Genomic DNA, 26,126 nt, shown 5'->3' on the forward strand with positions numbered 1-26,126 from the left:
CATTAGACTCGCCGCGCGCCGCCCCATGCCGCCCGCATGAACCCGTACTGGGCGCCTTCACCCCGCTGTTCCAGGCCCGCGAGGCGCGAATCCGGCGATGCCGCGCATGGACAACCCGCCGGGCCGCGCCCATCTTCACAAGATATGGAGACGGGGAGGCGTTTCTTGTCCACGCGGCGCGGCATGGAGGAGGCGAGTCCCGGCTTCAGCGCCCTGCTCGACCTTCCCGGCCAGGCCGGCCACCCAGCTGCGGCCCCAGCCCCCGGTCCCGAGGGCCACCGCAAGCGCCTCCGGGAAAAGCTCCTCCGCGCCGGCCCCGATGCCCTGGCCGATTACGAGCTGCTGGAGATGCTCCTCTTCCTCGCTCTCCCGCGCGTGGACACCAAGCCCCATGCCAAGCGCCTCATGGCCCGTTTCGGCAGCTTCGCCCGCGCCACCACCGCCCCCGAGCACGAGCTGCGCGGCGTAGAGGGAATCGGCGACGCCGCCGTCGCCGCCCTCCGCCTCGCCCGCGCCTCCGCCCTCCGCCTCCTGGCGCAGGAGGCGCGGGAGCAGCCCATCCTCAACAACTGGGACCGCCTCCTCGCCTACCTCACCGCAGCCCTCGCGCACGAGGCGGTGGAGCAGTTTCGCGTCCTCTTCCTCGACAGCCGCAACCGCCTCCTGGCGGACGAGGCCCAGGCCCGCGGCACCGTCAACCACACCCCCGTCTACCCGCGGGAAGTGGTCAAGCGCGCCCTGGAGCTCGGCGCCACCGCCCTCATCCTCGTGCACAACCACCCCTCGGGCGACCCCACCCCCTCCCGCGCCGACATCGAGATGACGATCGAGGTCCGGCACGCCGCCGCCACCCTCGGCATCGTCCTCCACGACCACCTGATCATCGGAAACGGCCGCCACCTCTCCTTTCGGCGGGAAAACCTTCTGTGACCCCGGCGGAGATTGACCGCCCGCCGCGCCACCCCCACCCTTCCCTTATGCGCGCCCCCCTCGTCGCGGCTTTCCTCCTCCCCGCCACCCTCCTGCTGGCCTCCCCGCCCGCTGGGGCGCAGAGCGGCAAGCCCCCGCCGCTCGGCGGCGGCAGCGGCCCTGAACAGGCCCAGCCCGACCCCTCCGGCAAGCCTCCGCCCCTCTACGACATGCCGGACCCGGCTCCGCGCCGCCCCGGTCCACCCTCGCGCCCGGATGCCCGCGCCCAGCCCCCGGCCGCTCCCGCCCCGGGCGGCACGCCCCCCGGCGGCAAGCCCCCGCCGCTGGACCCGCGCGACAACCCGCCCAACTCGCGGGAGGTCTCCTCCGGCACCGGCTTCGTCATCGCCGACCGCCAGGCCCTCACCAACGACCACGTCGTGCGCGATTGCCGCGCCGTCCGCGCCCGCAACGCCGACGGGCGGGAGATCACCGCCACCGTCCGCGCCCGGGACAGCCGGCGCGACCTCGCCATCCTCGACCTGCGCGAGAATGCCGGCCCGCCCCTCACCTTCCGCAACGCCCCGGACATCCGCCGCGGCGACTCCGTCGTTACCTACGGCTTCCCGCTAGCCGGCATGCTCGCCTCCGGCCCCACCCTCACCACGGGCGACATCTCGGCGCTGGCCGGCCTCGCCGACAACCGCGCCCACTTCCAGATCAGCGCCCCCGTCCAGCCCGGCAACTCCGGCGGCCCGCTGCTGGACCTCTCGGGCAACGTTGTGGGCATCATCACCAGCAAGCTCAACGCCCAGCGCGTGGCCCAGCGCACCGGCGACATCCCGCAGAACGTGAACTTCGCGGTGAAGGCCGAACAGGCCCTCCAGTTCCTGCGGGAGAACCGCGTCCAGCCCCGCACCGCTTCCAGCGGCCCCACCCGCACCGCGGCCGAGGTCGGGGAAGCCGTGAACCCCTCGGTCCTCTTCCTGCGCTGCCTCGGGTAAGGGGCACGCCAAACCGTATCGAGAAGGGGCTTCCAAGCCGTGGCCGACCAGACACCCAAGGGCCCCGCCTCTTACTTCCCCTCGATCGAAAAGAAGTACGGCCGCCCGATCTCCGAATGGCAGGCCTTGGTACGCAGTGCCTATCCGGCAAAGCACATGGAACTCGTCGCGATGCTGAAGGACGAGCACGGCATGGGTCATGGCCACGCGAACGCCATCGTCGCGCATACTTTGGCGGCGGACAGGCCGTGAGCTTTTCCCGGATCGGGACGAGTTGACATCCCGCCATCCGCCGAACCCGGCCAGATGGCCGGGCGGTCGGGCCCACCCCCCCCCCCGGAGGTGGTAGGCCTCTGCGAAGCACCGGCTTAGGTGCCGATCACCCCGACCCCCCACCCCGGCATCGCCCCTCGTACGGAGGGAAAGCCACGGCACCGGCGCGAGCACAGCCCCGCCGGTGCGCCGAGCGCGCGCCTTACCTAGGCGCCGTTTCCCCACCCCGCGCCGCCCCCGCGACCTCCGCCGCGAAGGCCCGCGCATCCGCCGAAGGCGCAGCGAGGCTGGGCATGGTCACCTGCACCCGCAGGAACCGCCCGTCCGCCACGCCCACGCAGACCTGCCGCTCCACACGGGTGCGTCCGAAATTCCCTTCCAGCGCCGCGCAGGAGAGGTCCCCGCCCCGCGCCGGTACCGTATAGCGCTGCGCCACGGAGAGCTGCCGCCCCGTCCGGTCGGAAGGAAGCGCCGTCGCCTCGTTCACCGCCCGCTCCACCTCCGGCGGCAGGTCGGCATCCCGCACTGCGGGCCGCCCGAGGTCGTAAAGAAACACGTAGGCCACCGCCACGCGGCGCGGGGTGACGTACTCCACCACCTTGCCCGCCGTCGCGTCGCCGGGCGCCACATCCTGCACCGCGTCCCGCTCGAAGCCCGCGGCCGCCGCCGGCAGCCGCGCCAGCGCGGCGTCCATGGCCGGCCTTGCGCGCTGCGCGGAGGCGTCGTCATCCCCGGTCGTGGCGCAGCCCGCCAGGGCGGCCAGCGCCATCACGGGAAGCAGGCGGCACACCGCCGCCAGCCCGGCAGGGCGCCGGAACGCCGCCCCGCCCGTGGTCAGATCAGTGCCCGCCCGGCGCGGGAAGCCCAAGCCCGAGACCCAGAGTCGTGTCGGCAATCACCAGCCCTTCCCAAAGCAGCTTCACGCCGATCCAGGCGATCAGCGCCACGCCCAAATAGGCGATCCACTTGTAGCGATCCAGCAGCCGGGCCAGCAGCCCGCCCAGGATGCCCATCATGACGATGGAAACCACGAGGCCGATGATCAGCAGCGTCAGGTTGTCCCGCGCCACGGCCGCCACGGCCAGCACGTTGTCCAGGCTCATGGAGACGTCGGCGATCACGATCTGCCACAGCGCCGCCATCAGCGACTTGTCGTGGTGGGAAGACCCCTCGGCCTCCTCCTCCTTCTGCCCCTTGCGGAGCTCCATGAGGAAGTTGACGGCGATGTAGAGCAGCGCCAGGCCGCCCACGATGTCGATCCACCACAGCGCCAGCAGCTGCTGCGCGATGACGGAGAAGATGATCCGCAGCACCGCCGCCGCGACGATGCCGAACATCACCGCCTTGTTGCGCTGGCTCTCCGGCAGCCCCGCCGCCGCCAGCCCGATCACCACAGCGTTGTCGCCGGAGAGAATGATGTTGAGCCACATGATCTGCAGCAGTTCCGGCACTGCCGAGGTGATCGCGTCCATGAACGTCTCCGATGGGGCCAGGGCGCGAACCCTGCGCCAGGTGCCGTAAGCGAAAGGATGGCCGAGGGGCCGAGGCATCCGCCCCGGCTCCCCGCGCCCGCGCGCGGAAGCTAGACGCGAGCCCCGCAACGAGAAAGCGCCGCCCGGTCCCCCGGGCGGCGCTTCGCGCTTACATGACTCTGGCTTAACCCGGCCGTCATCCCAGGCCGGGCACCCCGGTCAGTGGCCGCCGGATGGCAGCCGCTCCCCCGTGGTCCACCAGTGCCCCACATCGGCCCAGCCGCTCCAGATCATGTCGACGGAGACGTAGAGAATAACGAGCAGCCCCACCCAGGCGATCCAGCGGTGCCGCTCCAGCAGCCGCGCGATGAAGCTCGCCGCCACGCCCATCAGCACCACGGAGATCGCAAGGCCCACGACGAGCACGTCCAGGTGCTCCTTCGCCGCGCCGGCCACCGCCAGCACGTTGTCGAGGCTCATGGACACGTCGGCGATCAGGATCTGCCAGATGGCCTGCCCCAGCGTCTTGCGCGGCGCATTCGTCTCCTCGCCGGAAACGGCGTGCGCGCCCTCCTGCTGCTCATGATTGTGCCGCAGCTCGCGGAACATCTTCCAGCAGACCCACAGCAGCAGCAGCCCGCCCATCAGGGTCAGCCCGACGATAGCAAGCAGCTGCGTGGTGATCGCCGCGAAGCCGATGCGCATCAGCGTCGCCGCGCCGATGCCCCACAGGATGGCCTTGCGCTTCTGCTCGGCCGGAAGCCCGGCCGCCGCCATGCCCACCACGATGGCGTTGTCGCCCGCCAGAACAAGGTCGATCAGCAGGACCTGCCCCAGGGCGATGAACCAATCCGCACCCATGCGCCTAGCGCCTCCCCACCGCACGCCCGCGCGGCGCCGGCCACGAATGAACGCGCGCCGCCCTGCCAGGGGGCACGCGGGCCGCGCCACACGGCCTGCCGCGCCCGGCACGGTCACACCGGGGGCGGTTCGCGCGACATAAAGAATAGGCAATCATTCGGCAATACGCGAACAACCCATGCGGGCAACCCATACCGGCCTGCCTGCCCGGGCCCGCGCTTGACCCCGCCCGCCCCCCCGGATACCGCGCCCCTGCCGAACAGGTCCGCCGCCAAGGAGGCTCCACCGATGGTCCCGCGCTACACCCGCCCCCAGATGGCCGCGATCTGGTCCCCCGAGTCCCGGTTCCGCATTCTCTTCGAGATCGAGGCCCTGGCGGCTGAGGCCATGGCGGATCTCGGCACCATCCCCCGCGAATCCGCCGAGGCCATCCGGCGCGAGGGCGACCGCCGCATCGCTGCCCTCTCCCCCGCCGACCTGGAGCGCATCGACGAGATCGAGCGCGTGACCCGCCACGACGTCATCGCCTTCCTGACCTGGCTCGGCGAGACGCGGCAGGACGGCAGCGGCATGGGAGAGCACGCCCGCTTCATGCACCAGGGCATGACAAGCAGCGACGTGCTGGACACCACCCTGAACCTCCAGCTCGTCAAGGCCGCCGACCTGCTGATCGAGGACCTGGACGCCCTCCTCAAGGCCCTTCGCACCCGCGCGGAGGAGCACGCCCTCACCCCCACCATCGGCCGCTCCCACGGCATCCACGCCGAGCCCACCACCTTCGGCATCAAGCTCGCCGGCCACTGGGCGGAATTCGCCCGCTGCCGCGCCCGCCTCACCGTGGCCCGATACGAGGTGGCCACCTGCGCCATCTCCGGCCCCGTCGGCACCTTCGCCAGCGTGGACCCGCGCGTGGAGGCCTCCGTCGCGGCGAAGCTCGGCCTGCGCCCGGAGCCCATCTCCACCCAGGTCATCCCGCGCGACCGCCACGCCGCCTTCTTCTGCGCCCTCGCCGTCACCGCCTCCGCCATCGAGCGGCTGGCCGTCGAGATCCGCCACCTCCAGCGCAGCGAGGTGCGCGAGGCCGAGGAGTACTTCCACCCCGGCCAGAAGGGGTCCTCCGCCATGCCCCACAAGCGCAATCCGGTGCTCACGGAAAACCTCACCGGCCTCGCCCGCCTCGTCCGCGGCTACGCCACCCCCGCGCTCGAGAACGTCGCCCTCTGGCACGAGCGCGACATCAGCCACTCCTCCGTGGAGCGCGTGATCGGCCCGGACGCCACCATCGCGCTCGACTTCGCCCTCGCCCGCGCCGCCGGCATGGTGGAGAAGCTGACGGTCTATCCGGAGCGGATGAAGGCCAACCTGGAAAGCCTCGGCGGCGTGGTCCACAGCCAGAAGGTGCTGCTCGCCCTGACCCAGGCCGGAATGAGCCGCGAGGACGCCTACGCCACCGTCCAGCGCTCCGCCATGGCCACCTGGGAGAACCTCGGCACCCCCGCGGGCCGCAGCTTCCGCGACAACCTGCTGGACGATCCCAAGGTCACCGCCCTCATCGCGCCGGAGGAGCTGGACCGCGTGATGGACCCGCAGCGGGACTTCACCCATGTCCAGGCCACACTCGCCAGGGTGTTCTCGGAAGCTTGATCCGCGCTGCCGCAATGCGGCAGCCCCTCGCCTCCGTTCCGCCCTCATGGACGCTCATCTACCGGGCGTCCCCCGCCGGCCTCGCCGGCGAAAGGAGGAGGTCCCGAGACATGATCCCGTCCCCCACCAGCACCGTCCGGCGCGGCACGCTCCGCGCCGCCCTGGCCGCGGCGGCCGTGGCGGGCGCATTCGCCGCGGCGCCGCAGCCTGCCGCGGCCGCGCCGGCCGGCATCGCCAGCACGGGCGCGGAGCCAGCCGCGCTGCTGCAGCCCGTCCAGTACTATTACGGCCCGCCGCGCTACTACGCGCCGCCCCCGCCGCCGCCGCGCTACTACCGCCGCTACTACCGGCCCTACTATCCGCCGCCGGCCTACTACGCGCCGCCGCCCCCCCCGCGCTACTACGTCCCGCCGCCGCCGCCGCCGGGCGTGTACCTCCGGTTCTGATGCCGCTGCCGCGCGGGGCCTTTCCGCCCCGCGCGGCCGTCGTCCCAGGCCTCTCACTCCACCAGGCCCGCCCCTCGGCGGCTTGACCCGGGCCGCTCGCGCCCGGAAACTCGGGGCGTGACCTCCCCGCCGCGTCTCCTTCCCGCCGCCGCCCTGGTGGCGCTCGCGGCCGCATGCTCCTCCGCCCTCGCGCAGGGCCCAGCCCAGACCTCTTCCACCCAGGCCCCTCCCGGCAACCCGGCAACCTGCGACCCGCGGCCCGCGCCGGGCAGCATCGCCGCCGCCCTCTGCGCCGACCCCGCCGCCCGCACCGCCGACCGCCGCCGCGCCCAGGCCTATGAGGCCCTGAGGCACCAGCTCCACCCCGCCCAGCGTCCGGGGCTGGAGGCCGATGCCGGCGCCTTCCTGGCCTTCCTGGAAACCCAGTGCCGCCCCGCCGGCACTCCGGACGCCGCCTGCATTGCCCGCGCCGCCGCCGCCAAGCGCGATGACCTGATCCGCTGGCTCCAGCCCCCCGCGCGGGAGGAGGCCGAGCGCGCCCCGGAGGCCCAGGCCGAGCTCGAATCCCGCCTCCCCCCCGACCCCGAGACCCGGCGGGAGGCGATCGCGGCCCTCCAGCGCGCCGCCGGCCTTCCCGCCACCGGCTTCCTCGATTCCCGCACCGCCGCCCTCGTCCCCACGCGGCCCAACACCCCGGCGGCGCCAACAGCCTCGGCGCCAGCCCCGGCCGTCGCGTCGCTTCCCCTTCCGCCGCCGCAAGCCCCCGCGATCACGCCCGCCGACACCCCCACCGCCCCGCCCGCCGGCACGGTGTGGCTGCCCCGCTTCCCCGCCGCCCTGAACGCCCGCTACGCCCTCACGGAATGCGGCGCCCCCACCCTCACCTGGTTCGGCGGCGGCCTCTACATCGGCAACCGCCCCGTCCCCGGTGAAACCGACTACGCCATCTTCGCGGACGAGCAGCGCTTCTACCTCTTTCCCCCGGCCGGCGGCCCCGCCCGCATCGTGGAAGGCCAGCCGGACGGCAGCATGCGCCTCTCCGGCGCCATCCCCGCCGCCCTCGTCGGCCGCGGGGTCAGCCCCGGCACCGTCCTCCGCCGCTGCGCCGATCAGCCCATCCGCATCGAGGTCGCCCGCCCCGCCCGCCGCCGCTGACCTTCCCAACCCGCCTCACCCCGGCCAATTTGGACCGAGCGGCAGGAGATTTCCGGGAATGCAGGTCGTCGTCATCGGGGCCGGGATCCTCGGCGCCAGCGCCGCCTTCCACCTCGCCCGCGCCGGCGCCGGGGTCACGGTGCTGGACCCGATGCTGGAAGGCCGCGCCACCGCCGCGGGTGCCGGCATCATCTGCCCCTGGCCCTCCGCCCGCACCGATCCCGGCTGGTACGCCCTCGCCGCCGCCGCCGCCCGCCACTACCCCGGCCTGATCGAAGCCCTCGCGGCGGAGGGCGAGACCGACACCGGCTACCGCAAGGTCGGCGCCCTGATCCTCCCCGGCCCGGACGGTACGCTGGAGGATACCGAAGCCCGCATCCTCGCCCGCCTGGCCGCGGCGCCGGAGGCCGGTGCCCTCTCCCGCCTCACCCCGGCCGAGGCCTGCGCCCTCTTCCCGCCCCTGCACCCGGACCTCCCGGCCCTCCATCTCACCGGCGGCGCCCGCGTGGACGGCCGCCGCCTCGCCGCCGCCCTCCTCCGCGCAGCCGAGCGCCACGGCGCCCGCCGCCTTCCCGTGCCCGCCCTGGACCTCGCCATCACCGGCGGGCGCGTCACCGGCGTCTTCACCCCCGATGCCCGCCTGGAGGCAGACGAAACCCTCCTCTGCGCCGGCGCCTGGGCCCCACCTCTCCTCTCCGCGCTCGACCTCGGCCTCAAGGTCCAGCCCCAGCGCGGCCAGATCGCCCATTTCCACCTGCAGGGGCAGGACACCGCCGCCTGGCCCGTCCTCCTCCCCCAGTCCGGCCACTACATGCTGGCCTTCGAGGGCTCCCGCATCGTCGCCGGCGCCACGCGCGAAGCCGGCTCAGGCTTCGACCCCCGCCTCACCGCGGCCGGCGCGAAGGAGGTGCTGGACAACGCACTCGCCATCGCCCCCGGCCTCGCCACCGCCACCCTTCTCGAATTCCGCATCGGCCTCCGCCCCGCCGGCCCGGACCTCTCCCCCCGCCTCGGCCGCGCGCCGGGGACCCTCGGCCTGACGGTGGGCAATGCCCTCGGCCCCAGCGGCCTCACCTTCGGACCGCTGGCCGGGGCGCTCCTGGCGGACCTTATCCTCGGCCGCCCCGCAGCCCTGGACCTCGCCGCCTACGCACCCTTCAGGGGCTAGGCACCGGCCAAGCGAGGCTACCGGTCCCGTGACTCGACAAGCCGCGAGACGGCTTGCAGCAGCTCGTGGCGGGCAAGCGGCTTCCACAAGCGGTGCCGTTCCCGGAAGGACGGATGATCCGCGATCTTGTCCACGCCGGTTGCGAACAGGAACGGCACATGAAGCTCGTGCAGCCGATGGGCGAGCGGATAGACGGGTTCCTCGTCCCGCAGGTTCACGTCCAGCACGGCCGCGTCCGGAGCATCGCCTGCCTCTATCGCCGCCGTCGCATCCAACACGCTCGCCACGGGGCCGACCACATCGGCGCCCGCCGAGCGCAGCCAGTCCTCGATCTCCGAGGCGATCCAGTAGTTGTTCTCGACGACCAGCACGCGCCGTCCGGCAAGCGCAGCCCTAGCTGACATCACCCCAGGCTCGGAATGGCGCATCCACAATGCCTACGAGGATCCTAGGCCCGGCGCCTTGTCCCACGTTAACCTTAGATCAACGGGACCGGTCGTTCAGGAGCCTCGTGATCCGCTGGATCGTGCGGTAGCACTCGCACGAGGCGTCCTCGAGCCCAGCCCGGTCGAGGATGGTAAGCCTGCCCCGGCCATAGCGGATGAAGCCCGCCGTCTGCAGCGTGCCCGCGGCAATGGTGACGCCCGGGCGATGCACCGCCAGCATCTGCGCCATGATCTCGTGGGTCAGGGGGAATTCATCGGACTTGGCCCGGTCATGGGCCATCAGCAGCCACCGGGCCAGGCGGTGCACCAGGTTATGGGTCGCGTTGCAGCCAGCGGCCAGAGACACCTGCGCGTAGAAGGTCTGGGCGTAGCGCAGCATCAGCGACATGAGGGCGGGGCTCTCGCCCAGGGCCCTGCGGAACACGGGCGCCGCCACGCGCAGCGACTGGCCGGAAACCTGCGCGATCGCCTCCACGGGCGTGACGTTGGTGCCGAACACGAAGGGAAGCCCGGCCATGCCCTCGGGCCCGATCATGCCCACCTCGACCAGACCGCCATCCTCCAGGCGTGCCAGCATGGAGATGGTCCCGGCCTCGACGAAATAGGCGGCGTCGATCTCGCTCTCGGCCTCGAAAAGGGTCTGCTGCACCGTGAGATCAACCCGCTCCAACGCCGGCGCAAGCCGCGCGAAGTCGTCGGCTGGCAGCGCAGCGAGGAGCTCGTTGGATATGCCAGCCTGTTCGATCGTGGACACGGGCACTCTCCGGGTCGTGCGCCGTGCTAAGGGTGGCCAGGCAGCGCAAGTTGCATGCCTGGCACCTGCACAGGGCCCGCCCAGGCCTTCGGCCCGCACCGCGCGTGGAAGGGGCGAGCCATAAGGCGGCTACGCCCTGTCACGGAACCATGACCCTCGCGAAGCGCGATTCTCCCGCGCCCGGTTCGCCCGATTGTCCGGAACCAAACAGTCTCCCCGGCTCTGGAAGGCGCAAATGGCCATCCTTTGTCGCAGGCCAGGAAGTCGTTCATGCCATCAGGGAGCCGAAGCGGTCCTGGGCAAGGTAGTGAAGCAGAGTCGGATTCCCGGCGCCCGGATGGACCAGCGGTCCCCTCAGCCGCGGTGGCACCCCTTCCAGAGCGGCACGATCCCGACCTTCGGATCGCGGAGTTGGAGCGCGAGAACCGGGCGTTGAGAGGGCAGCTGGAGCGTCTCAGGCGGCTGCTGGACAGCGCCAGGAACTACGCGATCATCCCCCTGGACCTCGAGGGACAGGTCGCCGGCTGGAACGAAGGGGCCCGTGCGATCCTGGGCTATGAGGAAGGCGAGATCCTCGGCCATTCGGGGGAGGTGTTCTTCCCGGCCGAGGATCTCGCCCAGGGCGCCTTCGTCCAGGAGCTCTGCCAGGCCCTGGAATCCGGTTGCGCCCCGAACGAGCGCTGGCACCTCCGGCGCGACGGCAGCCGCTTCTGGGCCAGCGGGGCGATGATGCCCGTCGCGGGCGAGGATGGTCAGCCGGAAGGCTTCCTGAACATCATGAGGGACAACACCGCGGTCCAGGCCGCGGAGGAGCGCCGCGCGCTGCGAATGGCGGAAATGAGCCATCGAATTCGCAACACCCTGGCCAATGCGAAAGCCATTGCCGAGCAGACGCTGCAGAGGGCAGGCGTCCCCAGAGACGTCCGGATGGTGCTCGCCGGCCGCCTGGCAGCCCTCTCACGCGCGCACGAGATGCTCCTGCGCGGCGCCGAGGAAGGCGCGCCGCTGTCGGAAGTCCTGGCGCGCGCCCTCTCGCCCTATGGCGGCTCGGGCCGTGCGCGGCTTGAGGGCCCGCCGGTCCAGCTGCCCGCGGACGCCGTCGAGATGCTCGGCCTGGCCTTCCACGAACTCGCCACCAACGCGGCGAAGCACGGCTCCCTCACGGCGGAGGAAGGCCGGATCGAGGTCCTGTGGTGCGTGAGGAAGGGCGGCAGCGGCCTCCGCATCGTGGAGATCACCTGGCGCGAGCGGGGCGGTCCCCCCGTGGCTCCCCCGGAAGGCCGAGGCTTCGGCTCGCGGCTGCTCGAGCGGGGGCTGACGCATGACTTCGGCGGAACCGTCAGCCTGAACTTCGCCCCCGAAGGACTGGAATGCCACATCTCCCTGCCGCTACGGGGTGCCGCACCCCCGCAACCCGGCCGCTGACCTCCGCTCCCCGGCACCTCCAGCGCGGGCGCGGACCGGCCGCCCTCGGACAGGCCCGGCCGGACAATCCGCCACCACGCGGGGCGCGTGAACCGCGTCAGTGCATGTGATGCCCCGCATGCCCGCCATGGCCGGCAGGCGCGGGCGCGCCGGGCACACCCGCCCCGCGGCCCTGCGGCTGGCCAGCCCCGGGCCTGCCCCCGGCCTGCCCGCCGCCTCCGCCATGCTGGGCATGCCCCATCCCCTCCATCCCGTGCACCATCGAGGCCGGAACCTCCACGGCCGAGGCATCCCCGGGATAGGCCGCCACAGCCCGCCCCATCAGCGCGATCTCCTGCGTCTGGTCGGTGATGATGTCCACGTTCAGCAGCCCCAGGAAGGTGTTCCGCCCCGCCGGGTCGGCCTGGTACGCCCGCGCCATGTCCAGCGCCCCCTGGTGGTGGATCGTCATCGCCTTCGCGAACTGCACGTCCCGCGCGGTCATCGCCCCGCCCGGCGGGTTGAAGGGCTCCAGCGGCCCGGGCACGGGATAGCGCTGGTAGCGCAGCGGCAGCGCCAGCCCCTCGGTGGCGGAAGGCTGCACCGCCAACCCGCCCACCACCCGCGCCGGCTCCGCCAGCCGCCGCGCCACCTCGTCCATCAGTGCGATCTCGTAGCGCTGGTTGTGCATGATGGCCCCCGCCAGCACCCGCAGCGCCGGGCTCCGCGCCTCCGGGTCCGCCAGATACGCCTCGGACATCGTCAGAGCCCCGGCATGGTGCACCCGCATCCCCGCCACGTAGTCCCGGTCCGCCTTCAGCCGCGCCGCCAGCGCCCCGAGGGGAACCACCGCGTAGTCGGTGGAAAGCACCGGCTCCACCCCCTCATCCGCGCCTTCCCCCACCATCGCCAGGACCGGCCCCCACAGGAGCAGCCCGGCCAGCGCTACCGCCCAGCCCTTCGCCCGCGCGCCACGTCCCATCGCCCCGCCTCCCATGCCGTCCCCGGCATCCTCCCGCTTTCCACCATGGGAAGCTCAACATCCACCCGCAAAAGATCCCGCAAAAAAGAAGGGGCGGCCCCCGAAGGAGCCGCCCCACCCTCACCCGTTCGCGGAAGCCGCGATCAGAGGCTCTTGTGCGTCGGGTTCGCACCGGTGGTGTTGGTGCCCAGCGTCTTGTCCACCGCGCGCCCGGCCGCCGTGCCGGGCGGGTTCGCGGGCGTGCCGTCGGACTGGGACGGGAAGGCGCCGGAGGTGTTGGTCCCCGCCGCCCGGTCGAAGGCCCGGCTCGCCTCGGTGCCCGGCGGGTTCGCGCCCGTGGTGGTGCCCGTCGTGGTCCCCGCCGCGTAGGTGGAGCTCTTCGGGTAGACCGTGCTGTCCGCCCGGCTCACGTCGTTCTCCGGATGCGCACCGGAGGTGTTGGTCCCCGCCACCTGGTCGAAGCCGCGGGAAACCATGGTGCCCGGCGGGTTGCCCGGCGTGCCGTCCGGCGAATCCGCCACCAGCCCGTCGTCGTAGCCCTTCCAGCCGCCCGCGCGGTAATCCGCCTCGCGGGTCGCGGTGTCCACGGGGTTGTAGCGGGCCAGGATCGCTTCGGCCTCGCTGGCGCGCATGTCGTCCGCGCGGACGGTCACGAGGCTGCCGCCCCGGTTCAGCCCCTCGGAATACACATGCGCGTCGCGCTCCTCCACGCCCGCGCCCACCAGGCTGCCCAGCAGGCCGCCCGCCGCGGCACCCGCACCGGCGCCCGTCAGCGCCGCCACCAGCCAGCCGGCCGCGACGATCGGGCCGATGCCCGGAATCGCCAGCGCGCCGATGCCCGCCAGCACGCCCGCGCCGCCGCCCAGCACGGTGCCGATCGTGGCGCCCGTTCCGGCGCCCGTCGCGGCGTCGTCCGTGTCCACCGCATTGGTGGTCGTGGTCGCATCGGTGGTCGTGGTGGCCGCGCCCTCGCCGTTGCGCGCCACGATGCTGATGTCATCGCGGGAGAAACCCGCGGCCTCCAGCGCATTCACCGCCGAGCTCGCATCGGCATAGGTGTCGTAAAGACGCGCGATCGTCCGCATCGCCATGGATCTGTCCTCTTCTCGTTCTGTCGTTACGATCAGTCGATGCGGCCGCTCAGCGAGCGGGCGCCGCGCCCGTCACCACGTTGCCCTGGAAGTCCAGGCCCACATCGGCCGTCTGGCCGCCGCGCATCGCGCGCCCGCGCCACACGCCGGACTCGTCCTTCTTCAGCTCCTGCACGCCCGTGAAGCCGGCCGCCTCGATGCGGCTGCGCGCCTGGCCCTCGGTGAAGGAATTGGCGCCCGCGGCGGGGGTGGAGGTGGTGGCCGGCGCATTGCCGTGGTTGTCGGTGCGGACGGCCGCCTGGTCGTTGTCCGTGCGCCCCGTGTTGCCGGTGCTGCCGGTGGCGCTGTTGTTCGCCGTCCCGCCGGTCTGGGTGTGGGTCGTGCCGGCCGTGCTGCCCAGCGGCGCGCCCTGCGTCGCCGTGCCCGCGCGGGACTGGGATGCGGCGGGGCCGGAGGTGGTGCCCGGGGCGGCCGTGGTGCCGGAAGGCTGAGTGGCCGGCGCCATGCTCATCGGCGGGTTGCTGGGGGAAGACGGGTTGCTGCTGTTCTGGGCCATGGCGAGGGGGGCCAGTGCCGTGGTGGCCAGGGCTGTAGCCAGGATGGCGACACGCGTGCGCATAGCGGAAATCTCCCTGCAATCTGATCTGCCACGGTCTCAGGCCGTGCCCGGGCTTAACGCGGGTAAAGCCCGGGCGTTGACCGGCTCTGGTCACGCAATCGTGGGTTGCCCAATTCCCCATCCACCCGGGCAGCCGGCCCCGGCCATGCGCCCTCCGCGGTGGCCCTCCCCCCTCCCCCCTGCTATACGCAGCCCTCCTTCGCCGCCGCGGGCCCGCCGAAAGGCCGCCCCCCGGTGGCCATTCGAGATTCCGGGAAACCATCCATGGCCCGCAGGCGGCAGCTCTACGAAGGCAAGGCCAAGGTCCTCTTCGAGGGCCCCGAGCCCGGCACCCTGGTCCAGTACTTCAAGGACGACGCCACCGCCGGGAACGGCGCGAAGAAGGGCGTGATCACCGGCAAGGGCGTGCTGAACAACCGCATCAGCGAACACCTGATGACGCGCCTCGCCGAGATCGGCGTCCCCACCCACTTCATCCGCCGCCTGAACATGCGCGAGCAGCTGATCCGCGAGGTGGAGATCATCCCGCTGGAAGTGGTGATCCGGAACATCGCCGCCGGCAGCCTCGCCAAGCGCCTTGGCATCCAGGAGGGCACCCGCCTCCCCCGCAGCATCGTCGAGTACTACTACAAGAACGACGAGCTGCAGGACCCGATGGTGTCGGAGGAGCACATCACCTGCTTCGGCTGGGCCTCCACCCAGGACCTGGACGACATCGTGGCCCTCGCCCTGCGGGTGAACGACTTCCTCACCGGCCTCTTCCTCGGCGTCGGCATCTCCCTGGTGGACTTCAAGCTGGAGTTCGGCCGCCTCTACGAGAACGACGAGATGCGCATCGTCCTGGCGGACGAGATCTCCCCGGACAATTGCCGCCTCTGGGACGCCAAGACCGGCGAGAAGATGGACAAGGACCGCTTCCGCCGCGACCTCGGCAAGGTCGAGGAGGGCTACCAGGAGGTCGCCCGCCGCCTCGGCATCCTCCCCGAAGCCGGCGTGCGCGACCTCAAGGGCCCGGAGCTGATGCAGTGACCATCAAGGCAAAGGTCTACGTGATGCCGAAGAACGGCGTCCTCGACCCCCAGGGCAAGGCCATCGCCCACGCCCTCGGCACCCTCGGCTTCGAGGGCGTCGGCGAGGTCCGCACCGGCAAGGTGATCGAGCTGGAACTGGCCGAGACGGACCCGCAGGCCGCCAAGGCCGCCGCGGAAGCCATGGCGAAGAAGCTCCTCGCCAACACCGTGATCGAGTCCTTCCGCGTCGAGCTGGCCTGATCGCCCTCGCGCCATGATCAAGACCAGCCTCCTCATCATGACCGTCCTGACGGTCCTGATCTCGATGCTGCTGTCATGGCGAGAGCGCCGCATGGCGCTCACCCGGCCCGCCGCCCCCCTCCCCCGCGGCAAGCGCCCCCAGCCGCCGGGCCTCGTCGCCCGCGCCCGGCTCGGCCTGGACCGCTGGGTCACCGCCGCGGCGCTGGCGGCCCTCCTCACCATCGCCGTCCTCGGCGGCCTCCACTGGCTCAGGGTCCTCCACGAACCATGAACGCCACCATCCTCCTCTTCCCCGGCACCAACCGGGAGCGCGACATGGCCATCGCCCTGGAAAAGGCGACCGGCCGCAAGCCCAGCATCACCTTCCACCGGGAAACCGAGCTCCCGCCCGGCACCGACCTCGTCGTCCTCCCCGGCGGCTTCTCCCACGGCGACTACCTGCGCTGCGGCGCCATGGCCGCCCAGTCCCCGATCATGCCCGCCGTCCGCGACTTCGCGGCCAAGGGCGGCCATGTGCTCGGCGTCTGCAACGGCTTCCAGATCCTCTGCGAGGCCGGCCTCCTCCCCGGCGCCCTCCTCCGCAACGCCAGCCTCCGCTTCCTCTCCATGGATTGCGTCCTCCGCGTGGAGCGCGCCGGCACCCCCTTCACCTCCCGCTGGCAGAAGGGCGAGACCTTCCGCGCCCCCATGGCGCACGGAGACGGCAACTACTTCGCCGACGAGGAGACCCTGGACCGGCTGGAGGGCGAAGGCCTCGTCGCCTTCCGCTACGCCGACGGCAATCGCAACGGCGCCGCCCGTGACATCGCCGGCATCCTCTCCCCCAACCTCCGCGTCTGCGGCCTGATGCCGCACCCCGAGGACCTGGTGGACCCGCTGATGGGCGGCGAGGACGGCCTCCCCCTCTTCACCTCCCTCGCCGAAACCCTCGTCTCCGCCTGATGGCGCAGGGGGAAGCGGTGAGCGACCTCCCGCTGGACCGCCTCCCCCGCAGCATCGGCCGCCGCCTCTCGGTCGAGTTCCCCGCCCTCATCCGCAGCGGCCGCTTCGTCGGCCGCTGCAGCATCGGCTACTTCAGCTACTTCAACGGCAGCGTCGCCGCCTACGACACGGATATCGGCCGCTACTGCTCCATCGCGCCCGACGTGATGATCGGCGCGCCCGAGCACCCCACGGGCTGGCTCAGCACCCACCTCTTCGCCTTCGACGACCGCGGCGGCTTCAACGGCATCCCCGAATTCGAGGCCATCCGCTCCGACGAGCCCTTCGCCCCCGCCACCGCCCGCGTCACCATCGGCCACGACGTCTGGATCGGCCGCAACGTCACCATTCGGCGCGGCGTCACGATCGGGAATGGCGCGATCATCGGCGCTCACGCCGTCGTCACGCGCGACGTGCCGCCCTTCACCATCGTTGCCGGCATCCCCGCCCGCCCCCTGCGCCAGCGCCTCCCCAAGGCCACCGCCGAGCGCATCCAGGCCCTGGCCTGGTGGAACTACCACCTGGATCGCACAGCCCTCGGCCCGATCCTCTACTCCAACCCCGAAGCCGCCCTGGACCGCATCGAGGCCGCCATCCGGGACGGCACTCTCCGCCCCAATCCCCCGGCGCACCGCCACTTCGAGCAGCGGAAGGGCGAGATCCTGGAAGTCACCCCGAACGGCTAAACCAAGCCCGGGTCGGCCCGCTCAGTCACCCCACCCAGTTCGGCCACCGGGAGATGCTCTGTCCCGGGCATCGAACGCGGCGGCAACCAGGGATAGACGGGCAGGGCCAGAAGACGAAAGGCCTCGGTCACGGCCACTTCCAATCGCGCCCGGGCGAGAACGGCCACATCGTCACGAGGAAGGTCTGTCATCCCCCATCTATACAGCAGCCGCCACGCGCCTGCCCCCGACGCATGATGCATGTCGGGAAAAATTACACTTGGTAGTGCGGGCATGACGGAACGGCGACGGTAGCGCCCGCTTCCCATCCCGGCCTGCACGAGGAGGACAGCCCAAACCCGGCCGGCCCTACCCCAGCACCGCGGTCCGGTACAGCGCCACCCGCAGCCCCCCATGCGGCACCGGCGCCCCCGTCGGCAGGAAGGGCAGCCCCGTCGCCTGCGCCAGGCGCGGCTCGCTCGCCACCATCCCCACGCGCCATCCCGCGAAGCGCTCCAGCATCACCCGCCCGAAGCTCTGGTACAGCGGCAGCAGCTTCCCCTTGTCCCCCAGCCGCGTCCCATAAGGCGGGTTCACGATCACCAGCCCCGGCGGCCCCTCCGGCGGCACCACCTCGCTGATCGCCGCCTGCCGGAACTCGCAGAACCCCTCCACCCCGGCGCGCGCCGCATTGGCCCGGCTCATCGCCACCGCCCCCGCATCCCGGTCGCTGCCGTGGAAGCGGAACCCCGGCTCCCGCGCGCTCCTCACCCCGCGCATCCGCTCCCAGGCCTCCGCATCGAACGTCGCCAAATCCTCGAAGGCAAAATGCCGGGAACGCCCGGGGTTCAGCCGCGCCGCGATCTCCGCCGCCTCGATCACGAAGGTCCCGGAACCGCACATCGGGTCCAGCACCGGCTCGTTCCCCTCATACCCGCACCGCCGCAGGAACAGCGCCGCCATCGTCTCCCGGATCGGCGCCGCGTTCACCGCCTCCTTGTACCCGCGCTTGTGCAACCCCTCGCCCGAGGTATCGACGCTGATCGTGCAAAGATCGTTCTCGATCCGCACCATCACCGTGACACCCGCGTCATCGGAATGCGGCGCCCCGAGCGTCTCCCAGATCGCCCGCTCCACCCGCTCCGCCGCCGCCCCGCTGTGATAGATCTTCGATCCCGCGCAGGACGCCTCCACACGGAACGGCACGTCCTTGCGCAGCACGCCTGCCCAATCCACGCGCCGCGCCCGATCGTCCAACTGCGCCAGGTGCACCGCGCGGAACTGGTCCACCCGCGCCAGCACCCGCCCAGCCCCGCGCACCCACAGATTGGCCCGCCAGACCTCCGGCCACCCCCCGCGCGTGACAACGCCGCCCGGCACCGCCTTCGGCCGCTTGAACCCCTTCCCCCGCACCTCGTCGCCCAGCGTGTCCTCAAGCCCCGGCGTGGCCGAAAGGAAGATCTCGAAATCCGTGTCCGCCGTCATGCCGCCCGCCCCATCATCCGCCCCCCGTAGGCGAGCCCCCCGGAACGCGAAAGGCCCCTCCACGTCCCTTCTCCCGAAACATCGCCAACGCCGCCCTTGCCACCCCGGCGCGCCGCATGGCCATCATCGGAACGAACCGCGCCTGGAATCGGCGCGCGCAGGAGGAACCCGAGATGACCACCACCCGACGCGCGCTGCTGCGCGCCGCCGGCGGCACCATCGCCGCCGCCCCGGTGCTTGCCCCCCTGGCAGCCGCCGCCCAGTCCTTCCCCTTCACGCCGAACCAGCGCTACCCCGACCCGGCGGTCCAGATCCTCGATCCGTCCTTCGCGAAGTACCGGATCTACAGCAGCACGGTGGAGCAGCTCGCCTCCGGCATGCGCTGGGCCGAAGGCCCTGCCTGGTTCCCCGACGATGGCGGCTACCTCCTCGTCAGCGACATCCCGAACAACCGCATCATGAAGTACAGCGAGAAGGACGGCAGCTTCACCGTCTTCCGCAGCCCCGCCAACTACGCCAACGGCAACGCCCGCGACCGCCAGGGCCGCCTCGTGACGTGTGAGCACTCCGTCACCCGCCGCGTCACCCGCACGGAGAAGGACGGCTCCATCACGGTTCTGGCCGACAAATTCGAGGGCAAGCGCCTCAACGCCCCGAACGACATCGTCGTGAAGTCCGACGACACCATCTGGTTCACCGACCCCACCTTCGGCATCAACGGCGAATGGGAAGGCAGCCGCGCCACGCCGGAACAGGCCACCACCAACGTCTATCGCCTGGCGCCGGACGGCAAGCTCACCGCCGTCATCACCGACCTCGTCCTGCCCAACGGCCTCGCTTTCTCGCCGGACGAGAAGAAGCTCTACGTCGTCGGCCGCAACCCAGCCCCCGCGCGCTCCCTCTTCTCCTACGACGTCGGCGCGGACGGCACCCTGTCCAATCGCGTGAAACTCATCGACGCCACGGACTCCGCCGCCCTCGACGGCTTCCGCGTGGACCGGGACGGCAATCTCTGGGTCGGCTACGGCAGCGACGGCAACCTCGAGGCCCAGCCCACCAACACCGATGGCCGCCCCGTCTACGGCCTCCGCGGCAAGCCCGAGGAGCTGGACGGCGTCATGGTCTTCAGCCCCGAGGGCAAGCGCCTCGCCCACATCCGCCTGCCCGAGCGCTGCGCCAACCTCTGCTTCGGCGGGCCCAAGGGCAACCGACTCTACCTGACCGCCAGCCACTCCCTCTACGCCCTCTACGTCGAGGCGCACGGGGCAGTTTGACCCATCGAGCCCGCCCGGGGAGGGCCGATGCCGGCCATCTCCCCGGGCGGGCCGCAACGGACCGGTTGCTCCGCCCCTCCGCATCCAGCTAGCCTGATACGGAACCGGAAAGAATACCGATGGCAACCTATCCCACCGCGTATTTCTACCCGCTCCTCTCCAACGGCGGGAACAGCTACACCATCGCTGGCGTCAGCGCCTTTCCCTACCTCGCCGATGACGGAGACGGGAACGCGGACTCCGCGCTGGACGGATCGAACATCGTCCTCCGCGACGGCCAGGACCCCTCCATCGTCGTGCCGGGCAGCTGGACCTATGCAGGCCACTACGGCACGGGCTGGGTGGGCCTCTCCTCCAACGGCGACTACGCCCTGCTCACCAACGACGACATCGGTATCAGCTCGACCTTCACCGCCGAACCCGGGCCCTTCGCCGTCTGCTATCTCCGGGGCACGCGGATCATGACCGCGCAGGGCGAGGTCCCGGTCGAGGACCTGCGCGAGGGCGACCTCGTGGTCTGCCGCTTCGGCGGCCTGCGCCCCATCCGCTGGCTCGGCCACCAGTCCCTGCGCGGCCCCAGGGCGCGCGGCCAGGAACCCGTCCGCATCGCGCCGGGCGCCCTGGGCGAGGCCATGCCCCGCCGCCCCCTCCTCGTCACGGCGGGCCACTCGGTGCTCGTCGGGGAAACCCTGGTCCTGGCCGGCTCCCTGGTGAACGGCGTCACGATCACCCGCGAGCCGCGCGGGAGGGAGTGGGACTACGTCCAGATCGACCTCGGCCCCCATGACCTCGTGCTGGCCGAGGGCGCCTGGTCGGAGAGCTTCGCCGATGTTGGCACCCTGCGCGCCCGCTTCGACAACGCCGCCGAGTTCCGCGCACGCTTCCCGAACCACGTCGCGCCCGCCGAGGTGCAGCTCTGCGCGCCCCGCCCGGCCGAGGGCCCCGCCCTGGAAGCCGCCCTCCGCACCACCGCCGCACGCGCCGCCGCCGCCACCGCGCCGGGCCCGCTGGAAGGCCGTGTGGAGAGCGCCGCCGCCCCCTGCCGCGTGACCGGCTGGGCGGCGGACACGGCCCATCCCGACCTGCCCGTGGAGTTGGAAATCCTGCTGGACGGAGAGCCGATCGGCACCGCGCTGGCCTGGCGGAACCGCGCGGACCTTCCCGGCCCGCGCCGGTCCGGCAAGGGCTTCTCCTTCGAGGGAGAGCGCTTCCTCTCCACAGCGGAACTGCGCCGCCTGGTGGTCCGCCGTGCCTCGGACGGCACCGCCCTCGCCCCGCTGATCCCCGCGCCCGCCGACAGCCCCGGCCCGCTCGACGGCCATCTCGACCTCGTGGCCAGCCCCTGCCGGCTGGAGGGCTGGGCACGCGACCTCCACCACCCCGCGCGGCCCGTCCTGCTGGAAGCCGTGCTGGACGGGCGCGTGCTGGGAACCTTCAATGCCGCCCGTCACCGGCACGATCTGGCCGATGCGCTGCTCGGCGACGTCGCCTTCGTCTTCGAGACAGGGCTCACCCTGTCCCCGAAGGACGCGGCCGCCATCCGCATCCACCGCGTGGCCGACGGCGCGGCGCTGCGCTGCACGGAAGCGACACGCCGAAGCCCGCACCCAGCCCCGACCTGAAGCGCGCCGCCCCGAGGAGAGGCGCCGACTACCGCCGGTCCTGCGCCTCCATTCGCGCGCGGATGCCGCCTTCCACCCCGGTCCCCTCCGCCATCGGTTGGTGGAGATTCCCCGAAGTAATCGGCCCCGGCGGCGCATCCTCCATCTGCGTGCGCTGGATGAAGCCCCCGGCGATCCGCTCGGTCAGCCGCGGCGCGATCCGATCGCCGAGCACCGCCGCCTGCGCCTTCCACCCCACCTGGTACGGCCCGTTGGGGTGCACCGAATTCCACACGATCGCGTCCACCACCTCGCGCGGGTCGTCCATCATCCCCGCCTGCGCCAGCCGCCCCGTGTAGTTCCCGGCATGCACCCAGTACGGCGTGTCCACCGCCCAGGGCTGGATCGTCGCCACCCGGATTACCCGGTCCAGCCCGCCCAACCGCAGCTCCTGCCGGATCGCCCCGTCCAGCCCCAGCATCGCGTGCTTCGTGGCCGCATAGGTCGCGTGATAGGCCAGCGGCACATCCCCCTCCACGGAGGAGATGTTCACCAGCACCCCGTAGCCCTGCCGCCGGAACTGCCGCAGCGCGACATGCGATCCGTAGATCGCGCCCTTCAGGTTCACGTCCACCATGCGCGAGTGGTCCGCGATCGGGATCTCCTCGAACCGCCCGATGGAGGCCACCGCCGCATCGTTGATCCACACGTCGATCGCGCCGAACCCGCCCAGCGCCGCCTGCGCCAGCGCCTCCACCTGCGCCGGGTCGCTCACATCCGTCGGCACCACCAGCGCCTGCCCGCCATTGGCCCGCACCTGCGCCGCCACCTGCTCCAGCACCGCCCCGCGCCGCGCCGCCAGCACGACATTCGCGCCATAGGATCCCAGCCGCTCCGCCGTCCCCCGCCCGAAGCCGCTGGACGCCCCCGTCACGACATAGGTCCGCCCGGATACCATCGCCCGGTCCCGGCTCCCCAGCTCAGACGGCGCGGAGCACCCGCCCAGCATCGCCCCGGCCACCGCGGCAGCCACCACGGGCAACATATGAAAAGGGAACATGCGCCGCTCCTCGGCCAGCCGGCACGAAGAACATCCCAGCACGGCAATCGTTCCACTCCACGCGCCCACCGAAACACGCCTGCGTGCGCGATTCACATGCGCCAAGGCGTCTCTCCACACCCGCCGCTTAGATGCCGCGGCAACGGAGAGCGTGCATGCAACCCCGCCTGAAGCCTCTGTCCGAACAGGTCATCGTCATCACCGGCGCCAGCAGCGGCATCGGCCTCACCACAGCGCGCATGGCGGCAAGGGAAGGCGCCACCGTCGTCGTCGCCGCCCGCAACGAGGAAGCCCTGCGCAACCTCGCCCGGGAAATCCGCGCGCAGGGCGGCCGCGCACTCCCCGTCGTCTGCGACGTCGGCAGGCAGGACGATGTCGACCACCTCGCCGAAACCACCATCCGCGAATTCGGCCGCTTCGATACCTGGGTGAACAACGCCGGCATCTCGATCTTCGGCGAGACCTGGAAGGTGCCCATGAAGTCCTGGCACCGCATGTTCGACACGGTCTACTGGGGCGTCGTCTACGGCTCCCTCGCCGCCCTCCGCCACTTCCGCGAACGCGGCGGCCCCGGCGCCATCATCCAGACCGGCAGCTTCTTCGGAGACCGCGCGCCGGCGGTGCAATCCACCTACTCATCCGCAAAGTTCGCAGTCCACGGCTTCACCGAGGCCATGCGGACCGAGATCGAGCACCACGGCTGGCCCGTCTCCGTCTCCCTCATCCATCCCGGCCGGATCGACACGCCCTACAACGAGCACGCCGGCAACTACATGCCCATGCAGCCCGTCCAACGCGGCATGATCTACCCGCCCGAAGCGGTCGCCGAAGCCATCCTCTGGTGCGCCGCCCACCCCAAGCGCGACATGTATGTCGGCTCCCAGGCCAAGGCCGCCGCCCTCATCGGTTTCCTCGCCCCGCACTTCACGGACTGGCTGATGAAGCGCCTCATGTACACCTCCCACCAGTCCCGCACGCGCCGCTCCTCCGGCGCGATCCCGCCTGCGCCCTCTTCCACGCCGGCTACGGCGGCCAGGAACGCGGCACGCATGAGCCGCACCTCCTCCGCAACAGCAGCCTCTACGTGAAGGCCACGAGGCGCCCGGCGGCAACGGCCGCCATCCTCGGCCTTGCCGCCATCCTCCTCACCACCGCCCTGCAACGCCGCGGCGAGTGGGAGGCCTGACTCCGCGCCCCACGCGGCCAGGCTTCCCCGGGCAGAAGGAACCGCCCTCTGCCCGTGGGGGAAGGCGCCGATCGCCTTCCCCCACACCCTCCTCACAGCATCGGCGGCGCCTGTTGCAGCCCCCCCTCCGCCCAGGGATCGTCGATCCCGCGCCCCGCAACCAGCGGCGTGATGTCCCGGCCCCACCTCTCCCCGAAATCCCCGAACCGCCGGACGACCCGCACCACCCGGTCCACCCTCACGCCCGGCGCCTTCCCCCGGCCATGGACCCCGGCCCTCGCGCAGGCCAGCGAAGCCCCGCGCGCGGGCCTACCCAGCACGAAAAACCCGCCGCCCCTTGCAACCCAGGGCCCCCATCCCTATCTCAACCCTGTCAGTCTCGTCGTGCCGGCCTGCTCTCCTTGCTCTCCCGAGCGCCGAGCTCGGTGTCCGTCTCTCTCGAAGCTCGATCCGGTGTGCACGTCGCCCGCCGGTCATTCAGCATGAACGGAACACCCATCATGGCCACAGGCATCGTCAAGTGGTTCAACGCCACCAAGGGCTACGGCTTCATTCAGCCTGAGGACGGCTCCAAGGACGTCTTCCTCCACATCTCCGACGTCCAGGCCGCCGGCCTGCAGGAGCCGCGCGAGGGCGACAAGCTCGAGTACGACCTGCAACGCGGCCAGCAGGGCAAGGTCTCTGCCGGCAACCTGAAGGCCGCCTGATCAGGCGCCCGCCCCGGGGCCCTGCGCCCCGGGCATCGCGGCAGGATCCCGGTCCTGCCGGCCCGATGGGCGGCCCCACCCGGCCGCCCCTCTCCCCCGACCGGCCCGCCGAAGCACGCCGCCGGAGCCTCCGGGCACCACCCGCTTCAACGGCCTTGCCCCGGGGAAAAACACCATGCAGCAGTCCCACCGCTTCAGCATCGGCGAGAGCGTCGAACTTATTCCCCGCCACTTCACCCCGCGGGATGCCCACGGCCACTACACGGTCGTCCGCCTCCTCCCGAACGATGCCGAGGACCGCGAGTACCGCGTGAAGAGCGGCAAGGACGGCCACGAGCGCGTCGTGCGCGAGAGCGAGATGCGCGCCAGCGCCAGCACCCTCGCCGGCCGCACCTGGCCCACCGCCGCCGGCTGACCAACCCGGCGCCCCCCGTGACCGCCCCCTCGTGACTGCCACGGCGACCGCCAACACCACCCCGGCCACCCCCTCCCGCACCGTATCCCCGGCCGAGCGCCGCGCGGACGCCACCGTCCACGCGCTCGGCCTCACCGCTGCGCTCGCCGGCGCCGCGCTGCTGCTCCACACCATCCAAGCCGCGCCGCACGCCCGGGCAACCCTCGCCACCAGCCTCTACATCCTCGGCCTGGTCGCCACCTTCGCCTGCTCCGCCGCCTACAACACGGCCCCGGACGGCCCGCGCAAGCACATCCTCCGCCGCCTGGACCACGCGGCCATCTTCCTGATGATCGCCGGCACCTACACCCCCGTCGCCCTGCTCGGCATCGGCGGCCCCTGGGGCACGGCCCTCTGCGCCGCCGTCTGGGCCGGCGCCCTCCCCGGCATGGCCCTGAAGCTCCTCGCCCCCGGCCGGTATGAGCGCGCGGCCTTCGCCGCCTACCTCGCCCTCGGCTGGCTCGGCGTCCTCGCCCTCCCCGCCATGCTCCAATCCATGCCCCACTGGCAGACCGCCACCATCGCCGCCGGCGGCCTGCTCTACACCGCCGGCACCGCCTTCCACGTCGCGGACCGCCTGCCCTACAGCACCGCCATCTGGCACGCCTTCGTCCTGGCCGCCGCGGCCTGCCACTTCACCGTTGTCCTGGCCCTCGCCGCCGGCTGAGCAAGGGCCCGAAGCGCCCCTAGCGCTTCACGAACTTGAAGAACCGGCTCTCCTTCCCGTCCGCCGTCTTGTCCTGGTGCAGGAAGGCCAGCTTCCGGTCTTCGAAGGTCTTGAAGAAATCCTCCCAGGAAATCTCCTCAAGCCTGTCCTCCTTCGGCCCGAAATCCACGCGCAGGATCCCCTCCCCGTCATCTCCCTCGGTCCCGGAGACGACGCTCGGCCGCCCCTTGCGGTCCTCGATCCACTTCTGGATCACCTTGTGGTCGGTCGTCGTGTTACCCTGGCTCATCCCTGTCCTCCTGCCCCCGCCCGCAAGCCGCGGGCGTACCGGGCGGGGAACACGGCGGGCCGGGAGCCCGTTGCCTCACAAGGCCGCGCGAGAGCGCTCCTACCAGGGAACAAAATCCGTCTCCTTCGTCACCCGCCGGCAGTAGCCTGCCAACAGCCGCGCCGAGTTCTCCAGATCCGTCAGGCTCACCACCTCGCAGGGCGTGTGCATGTAGCGCAGCGGAACCCCCACCAGCCCGGACGCCATCCCATGCCCGCT

31 protein-coding genes and 1 pseudogene are annotated in these 26,126 nt (G+C 71.9%); 19 read left to right on the plus strand and 13 right to left on the minus strand.

What is annotated here, in order from left to right; genetic code table 11:
* The first annotated feature begins 183 nt into the window (after positions 1-183).
* Genes radC through NRP21_RS19680 form a run of 3 tightly spaced genes read left to right on the plus strand, consistent with a single transcriptional unit; the run spans position 184 to position 2,165 of the window.
* On the plus strand, positions 184-930 hold the full coding sequence (radC, locus tag NRP21_RS19670) for a RadC family protein (RefSeq protein ID WP_408639642.1): 747 nt from the start codon (positions 184-186) through the stop codon (positions 928-930).
* Positions 927-1,913 carry a S1C family serine protease gene (locus NRP21_RS19675; RefSeq protein ID WP_257717932.1) on the plus strand — a complete coding sequence of 329 codons (987 nt, stop codon included), beginning with the start codon at positions 927-929 and terminating at the stop codon, positions 1,911-1,913. The genes radC and NRP21_RS19675 overlap by 4 nt, the downstream gene beginning before the upstream one ends.
* A 39-nt stretch (positions 1,914-1,952) precedes the next feature.
* Complete coding sequence (locus NRP21_RS19680) at positions 1,953-2,165, plus strand: DUF4287 domain-containing protein (RefSeq protein ID WP_257717933.1); 213 nt, start codon at positions 1,953-1,955, stop codon at positions 2,163-2,165.
* A gap of 223 nt (positions 2,166-2,388) precedes the next feature.
* Here NRP21_RS19680 and NRP21_RS19685 read toward each other — a convergent pair whose 3' ends face one another.
* The 3 genes from NRP21_RS19685 to NRP21_RS19695 form a co-directional block, all read right to left on the minus strand.
* Positions 2,389-3,081: a hypothetical protein gene (locus NRP21_RS19685; protein ID WP_257717934.1), complete on the minus strand. Its 693-nt coding sequence runs from the start codon at positions 3,079-3,081 to the stop codon at positions 2,389-2,391.
* Positions 3,026-3,658, minus strand: a complete 633-nt coding sequence (locus NRP21_RS19690) for a TerC family protein (RefSeq protein ID WP_257717935.1) — start codon at positions 3,656-3,658, stop codon at positions 3,026-3,028. Before NRP21_RS19690 ends, NRP21_RS19685 begins: the two co-directional genes overlap by 56 nt.
* 219 nt (positions 3,659-3,877) lie before the next feature.
* Positions 3,878-4,519: a TerC family protein gene (locus NRP21_RS19695; RefSeq protein WP_257717936.1), complete on the minus strand. Its 642-nt coding sequence runs from the start codon at positions 4,517-4,519 to the stop codon at positions 3,878-3,880.
* A gap of 288 nt (positions 4,520-4,807) precedes the next feature.
* Between NRP21_RS19695 and purB the strand changes: the two genes are divergently transcribed.
* The 4 genes from purB to NRP21_RS19715 all read left to right on the plus strand — a co-directional run bounded on the left by purB (position 4,808) and on the right by NRP21_RS19715 (position 8,932).
* Complete coding sequence (purB, locus tag NRP21_RS19700; RefSeq protein ID WP_257717937.1) at positions 4,808-6,163, plus strand: adenylosuccinate lyase; 1,356 nt, start codon at positions 4,808-4,810, stop codon at positions 6,161-6,163.
* Between the two features lie 110 nt (positions 6,164-6,273).
* Positions 6,274-6,609 carry a hypothetical protein gene (locus NRP21_RS19705; protein ID WP_257717938.1) on the plus strand — a complete coding sequence of 112 codons (336 nt, stop codon included), beginning with the start codon at positions 6,274-6,276 and terminating at the stop codon, positions 6,607-6,609.
* Positions 6,610-6,726: 117 nt separating this feature from the next.
* Positions 6,727-7,764: a peptidoglycan-binding domain-containing protein gene (locus NRP21_RS19710; RefSeq protein WP_257717939.1), complete on the plus strand. Its 1,038-nt coding sequence runs from the start codon at positions 6,727-6,729 to the stop codon at positions 7,762-7,764.
* Between the two features lie 58 nt (positions 7,765-7,822).
* Positions 7,823-8,932 (plus strand): NAD(P)/FAD-dependent oxidoreductase, encoded by a 1,110-nt coding sequence (locus NRP21_RS19715; RefSeq protein ID WP_257717940.1) that lies wholly within the window; start codon positions 7,823-7,825, stop codon positions 8,930-8,932.
* Positions 8,933-8,949: 17 nt separating this feature from the next.
* Here NRP21_RS19715 and NRP21_RS19720 read toward each other — a convergent pair whose 3' ends face one another.
* Together NRP21_RS19720 and NRP21_RS19725 are read right to left on the minus strand one after the other, a co-directional pair.
* A complete protein-coding gene (locus NRP21_RS19720; RefSeq protein WP_257717941.1) occupies positions 8,950-9,303 on the minus strand; it encodes a response regulator in 354 nt (117 codons plus the stop codon).
* A 112-nt stretch (positions 9,304-9,415) separates the two neighbouring features.
* Positions 9,416-10,132 carry a Crp/Fnr family transcriptional regulator gene (locus NRP21_RS19725; RefSeq protein ID WP_257717942.1) on the minus strand — a complete coding sequence of 239 codons (717 nt, stop codon included), beginning with the start codon at positions 10,130-10,132 and terminating at the stop codon, positions 9,416-9,418.
* Between the two features lie 363 nt (positions 10,133-10,495).
* On the opposite strand from NRP21_RS19725, the gene NRP21_RS19730 reads away from it, so the two are divergent.
* The gene (locus tag NRP21_RS19730) at positions 10,496-11,557 is read left to right on the plus strand and encodes an HWE histidine kinase domain-containing protein (protein ID WP_257717943.1); all 1,062 of its coding nucleotides are present in this window, start codon (positions 10,496-10,498) and stop codon (positions 11,555-11,557) included.
* Positions 11,558-11,654: 97 nt separating this feature from the next.
* Here the strand turns inward: NRP21_RS19730 and NRP21_RS19735 are convergent, their stop codons facing one another.
* The 3 genes from NRP21_RS19735 to NRP21_RS19745 all read right to left on the minus strand — a co-directional run bounded on the left by NRP21_RS19735 (position 11,655) and on the right by NRP21_RS19745 (position 14,228).
* Positions 11,655-12,518, minus strand: coding sequence for a DUF305 domain-containing protein (locus NRP21_RS19735; RefSeq protein WP_257717944.1), 864 nt, complete (start codon positions 12,516-12,518; stop codon positions 11,655-11,657).
* Between the two features lie 143 nt (positions 12,519-12,661).
* The gene (locus tag NRP21_RS19740; RefSeq protein ID WP_257717945.1) at positions 12,662-13,609 is read right to left on the minus strand and encodes a general stress protein; all 948 of its coding nucleotides are present in this window, start codon (positions 13,607-13,609) and stop codon (positions 12,662-12,664) included.
* Positions 13,610-13,658: 49 nt separating this feature from the next.
* On the minus strand, positions 13,659-14,228 hold the full coding sequence (locus NRP21_RS19745) for a hypothetical protein (protein ID WP_257717946.1): 570 nt from the start codon (positions 14,226-14,228) through the stop codon (positions 13,659-13,661).
* Positions 14,229-14,492: 264 nt separating this feature from the next.
* Here NRP21_RS19745 and purC point away from each other — a divergent pair, with 264 nt between their 5' ends.
* The 5 genes and pseudogenes from purC to NRP21_RS28060 form a co-directional block, all read left to right on the plus strand.
* Positions 14,493-15,257 carry a phosphoribosylaminoimidazolesuccinocarboxamide synthase gene (gene purC / locus NRP21_RS19750; RefSeq protein ID WP_257717947.1) on the plus strand — a complete coding sequence of 255 codons (765 nt, stop codon included), beginning with the start codon at positions 14,493-14,495 and terminating at the stop codon, positions 15,255-15,257.
* Positions 15,258-15,259: 2 nt separating this feature from the next.
* Complete coding sequence (purS, locus tag NRP21_RS19755) at positions 15,260-15,499, plus strand: phosphoribosylformylglycinamidine synthase subunit PurS (RefSeq protein ID WP_257717966.1); 240 nt, start codon at positions 15,260-15,262, stop codon at positions 15,497-15,499.
* Between the two features lie 13 nt (positions 15,500-15,512).
* On the plus strand, positions 15,513-15,770 hold the full coding sequence (locus NRP21_RS19760; protein ID WP_257717948.1) for a hypothetical protein: 258 nt from the start codon (positions 15,513-15,515) through the stop codon (positions 15,768-15,770).
* Positions 15,767-16,441 (plus strand): phosphoribosylformylglycinamidine synthase subunit PurQ, encoded by a 675-nt coding sequence (gene purQ / locus NRP21_RS19765; protein WP_257717949.1) that lies wholly within the window; start codon positions 15,767-15,769, stop codon positions 16,439-16,441. Before NRP21_RS19760 ends, purQ begins: the two co-directional genes overlap by 4 nt.
* A gap of 350 nt (positions 16,442-16,791) precedes the next feature.
* Positions 16,792-16,897: pseudogene (locus tag NRP21_RS28060) on the plus strand (DapH/DapD/GlmU-related protein); the annotation flags it as partial.
* 617 nt (positions 16,898-17,514) lie between these two features.
* On the opposite strand, the gene NRP21_RS19775 reads toward NRP21_RS28060, so the two are convergent.
* Positions 17,515-18,630, minus strand: a complete 1,116-nt coding sequence (locus NRP21_RS19775; RefSeq protein ID WP_257717950.1) for a THUMP domain-containing class I SAM-dependent RNA methyltransferase — start codon at positions 18,628-18,630, stop codon at positions 17,515-17,517.
* 173 nt (positions 18,631-18,803) lie between these two features.
* On the opposite strand from NRP21_RS19775, the gene NRP21_RS19780 reads away from it, so the two are divergent.
* A complete protein-coding gene (locus NRP21_RS19780; RefSeq protein WP_257717951.1) occupies positions 18,804-19,904 on the plus strand; it encodes an SMP-30/gluconolactonase/LRE family protein in 1,101 nt (366 codons plus the stop codon).
* 119 nt (positions 19,905-20,023) lie between these two features.
* Positions 20,024-21,526 (plus strand): Hint domain-containing protein, encoded by a 1,503-nt coding sequence (locus tag NRP21_RS19785; protein WP_257717952.1) that lies wholly within the window; start codon positions 20,024-20,026, stop codon positions 21,524-21,526.
* A 28-nt stretch (positions 21,527-21,554) separates the two neighbouring features.
* Here the strand turns inward: NRP21_RS19785 and NRP21_RS19790 are convergent, their stop codons facing one another.
* Complete coding sequence (locus NRP21_RS19790; protein WP_257717953.1) at positions 21,555-22,565, minus strand: SDR family NAD(P)-dependent oxidoreductase; 1,011 nt, start codon at positions 22,563-22,565, stop codon at positions 21,555-21,557.
* 155 nt (positions 22,566-22,720) lie between these two features.
* Here NRP21_RS19790 and NRP21_RS19795 point away from each other — a divergent pair, with 155 nt between their 5' ends.
* The gene (locus NRP21_RS19795; RefSeq protein WP_257717954.1) at positions 22,721-23,653 is read left to right on the plus strand and encodes an SDR family oxidoreductase; all 933 of its coding nucleotides are present in this window, start codon (positions 22,721-22,723) and stop codon (positions 23,651-23,653) included.
* A gap of 190 nt (positions 23,654-23,843) precedes the next feature.
* On the opposite strand, the gene NRP21_RS19800 is transcribed toward NRP21_RS19795, so the two are convergent.
* Positions 23,844-23,993, minus strand: coding sequence for a hypothetical protein (locus NRP21_RS19800; protein ID WP_257717955.1), 150 nt, complete (start codon positions 23,991-23,993; stop codon positions 23,844-23,846).
* Between the two features lie 258 nt (positions 23,994-24,251).
* On the opposite strand from NRP21_RS19800, the gene NRP21_RS19805 reads away from it, so the two are divergent.
* The 3 genes from NRP21_RS19805 to trhA all read left to right on the plus strand — a co-directional run bounded on the left by NRP21_RS19805 (position 24,252) and on the right by trhA (position 25,579).
* The gene (locus NRP21_RS19805) at positions 24,252-24,458 is read left to right on the plus strand and encodes a cold-shock protein (RefSeq protein WP_257717956.1); all 207 of its coding nucleotides are present in this window, start codon (positions 24,252-24,254) and stop codon (positions 24,456-24,458) included.
* Positions 24,459-24,633: 175 nt separating this feature from the next.
* Positions 24,634-24,873 (plus strand): hypothetical protein, encoded by a 240-nt coding sequence (locus tag NRP21_RS19810; protein WP_257717957.1) that lies wholly within the window; start codon positions 24,634-24,636, stop codon positions 24,871-24,873.
* A gap of 31 nt (positions 24,874-24,904) precedes the next feature.
* Positions 24,905-25,579, plus strand: coding sequence for a PAQR family membrane homeostasis protein TrhA (gene trhA / locus NRP21_RS19815; protein ID WP_257717958.1), 675 nt, complete (start codon positions 24,905-24,907; stop codon positions 25,577-25,579).
* Positions 25,580-25,598: 19 nt separating this feature from the next.
* On the opposite strand, the gene NRP21_RS19820 is transcribed toward trhA, so the two are convergent.
* Positions 25,599-25,868 carry a hypothetical protein gene (locus NRP21_RS19820; RefSeq protein ID WP_257717959.1) on the minus strand — a complete coding sequence of 90 codons (270 nt, stop codon included), beginning with the start codon at positions 25,866-25,868 and terminating at the stop codon, positions 25,599-25,601.
* A gap of 99 nt (positions 25,869-25,967) precedes the next feature.
* Positions 25,968-26,114 carry a hypothetical protein gene (locus NRP21_RS28065; protein ID WP_408639643.1) on the minus strand — a complete coding sequence of 49 codons (147 nt, stop codon included), beginning with the start codon at positions 26,112-26,114 and terminating at the stop codon, positions 25,968-25,970.
* Positions 26,115-26,126: the final 12 nt, after the last annotated feature.

This window comes from Roseomonas populi, from assembly GCF_024594815.1.
Taxonomy (GTDB): Bacteria; Pseudomonadota; Alphaproteobacteria; order Acetobacterales; family Acetobacteraceae; genus Roseomonas; species Roseomonas populi.

Coding starts and splice junctions, on each gene's coding strand:
- radC (WP_408639642.1), top strand. CDS start 184: ATGGAGGAGGCGAGTCCCGGCTTCAGCGCCCTGCTCGACCTTCCCGGC.
- NRP21_RS19690 (WP_257717935.1), bottom strand. CDS start 3,658: ATGGACGCGATCACCTCGGCAGTGCCGGAACTGCTGCAGATCATGTGG.
- NRP21_RS19695 (WP_257717936.1), bottom strand. CDS start 4,519: ATGGGTGCGGATTGGTTCATCGCCCTGGGGCAGGTCCTGCTGATCGAC.
- purB (WP_257717937.1), top strand. CDS start 4,808: ATGGTCCCGCGCTACACCCGCCCCCAGATGGCCGCGATCTGGTCCCCC.
- NRP21_RS19705 (WP_257717938.1), top strand. CDS start 6,274: ATGATCCCGTCCCCCACCAGCACCGTCCGGCGCGGCACGCTCCGCGCC.
- NRP21_RS19715 (WP_257717940.1), top strand. CDS start 7,823: ATGCAGGTCGTCGTCATCGGGGCCGGGATCCTCGGCGCCAGCGCCGCC.
- NRP21_RS19735 (WP_257717944.1), bottom strand. CDS start 12,518: ATGGGACGTGGCGCGCGGGCGAAGGGCTGGGCGGTAGCGCTGGCCGGG.
- NRP21_RS19740 (WP_257717945.1), bottom strand. CDS start 13,609: ATGGCGATGCGGACGATCGCGCGTCTTTACGACACCTATGCCGATGCG.
- NRP21_RS19745 (WP_257717946.1), bottom strand. CDS start 14,228: ATGCGCACGCGTGTCGCCATCCTGGCTACAGCCCTGGCCACCACGGCA.
- purC (WP_257717947.1), top strand. CDS start 14,493: ATGGCCCGCAGGCGGCAGCTCTACGAAGGCAAGGCCAAGGTCCTCTTC.
- NRP21_RS19760 (WP_257717948.1), top strand. CDS start 15,513: ATGATCAAGACCAGCCTCCTCATCATGACCGTCCTGACGGTCCTGATC.
- purQ (WP_257717949.1), top strand. CDS start 15,767: ATGAACGCCACCATCCTCCTCTTCCCCGGCACCAACCGGGAGCGCGAC.
- NRP21_RS19775 (WP_257717950.1), bottom strand. CDS start 18,630: ATGACGGCGGACACGGATTTCGAGATCTTCCTTTCGGCCACGCCGGGG.
- NRP21_RS19780 (WP_257717951.1), top strand. CDS start 18,804: ATGACCACCACCCGACGCGCGCTGCTGCGCGCCGCCGGCGGCACCATC.
- NRP21_RS19785 (WP_257717952.1), top strand. CDS start 20,024: ATGGCAACCTATCCCACCGCGTATTTCTACCCGCTCCTCTCCAACGGC.
- NRP21_RS19790 (WP_257717953.1), bottom strand. CDS start 22,565: ATGTTCCCTTTTCATATGTTGCCCGTGGTGGCTGCCGCGGTGGCCGGG.
- NRP21_RS19795 (WP_257717954.1), top strand. CDS start 22,721: ATGCAACCCCGCCTGAAGCCTCTGTCCGAACAGGTCATCGTCATCACC.
- NRP21_RS19805 (WP_257717956.1), top strand. CDS start 24,252: ATGGCCACAGGCATCGTCAAGTGGTTCAACGCCACCAAGGGCTACGGC.
- NRP21_RS19810 (WP_257717957.1), top strand. CDS start 24,634: ATGCAGCAGTCCCACCGCTTCAGCATCGGCGAGAGCGTCGAACTTATT.
- NRP21_RS19820 (WP_257717959.1), bottom strand. CDS start 25,868: ATGAGCCAGGGTAACACGACGACCGACCACAAGGTGATCCAGAAGTGG.
- NRP21_RS28065 (WP_408639643.1), bottom strand. CDS start 26,114: ATGGCGTCCGGGCTGGTGGGGGTTCCGCTGCGCTACATGCACACGCCC.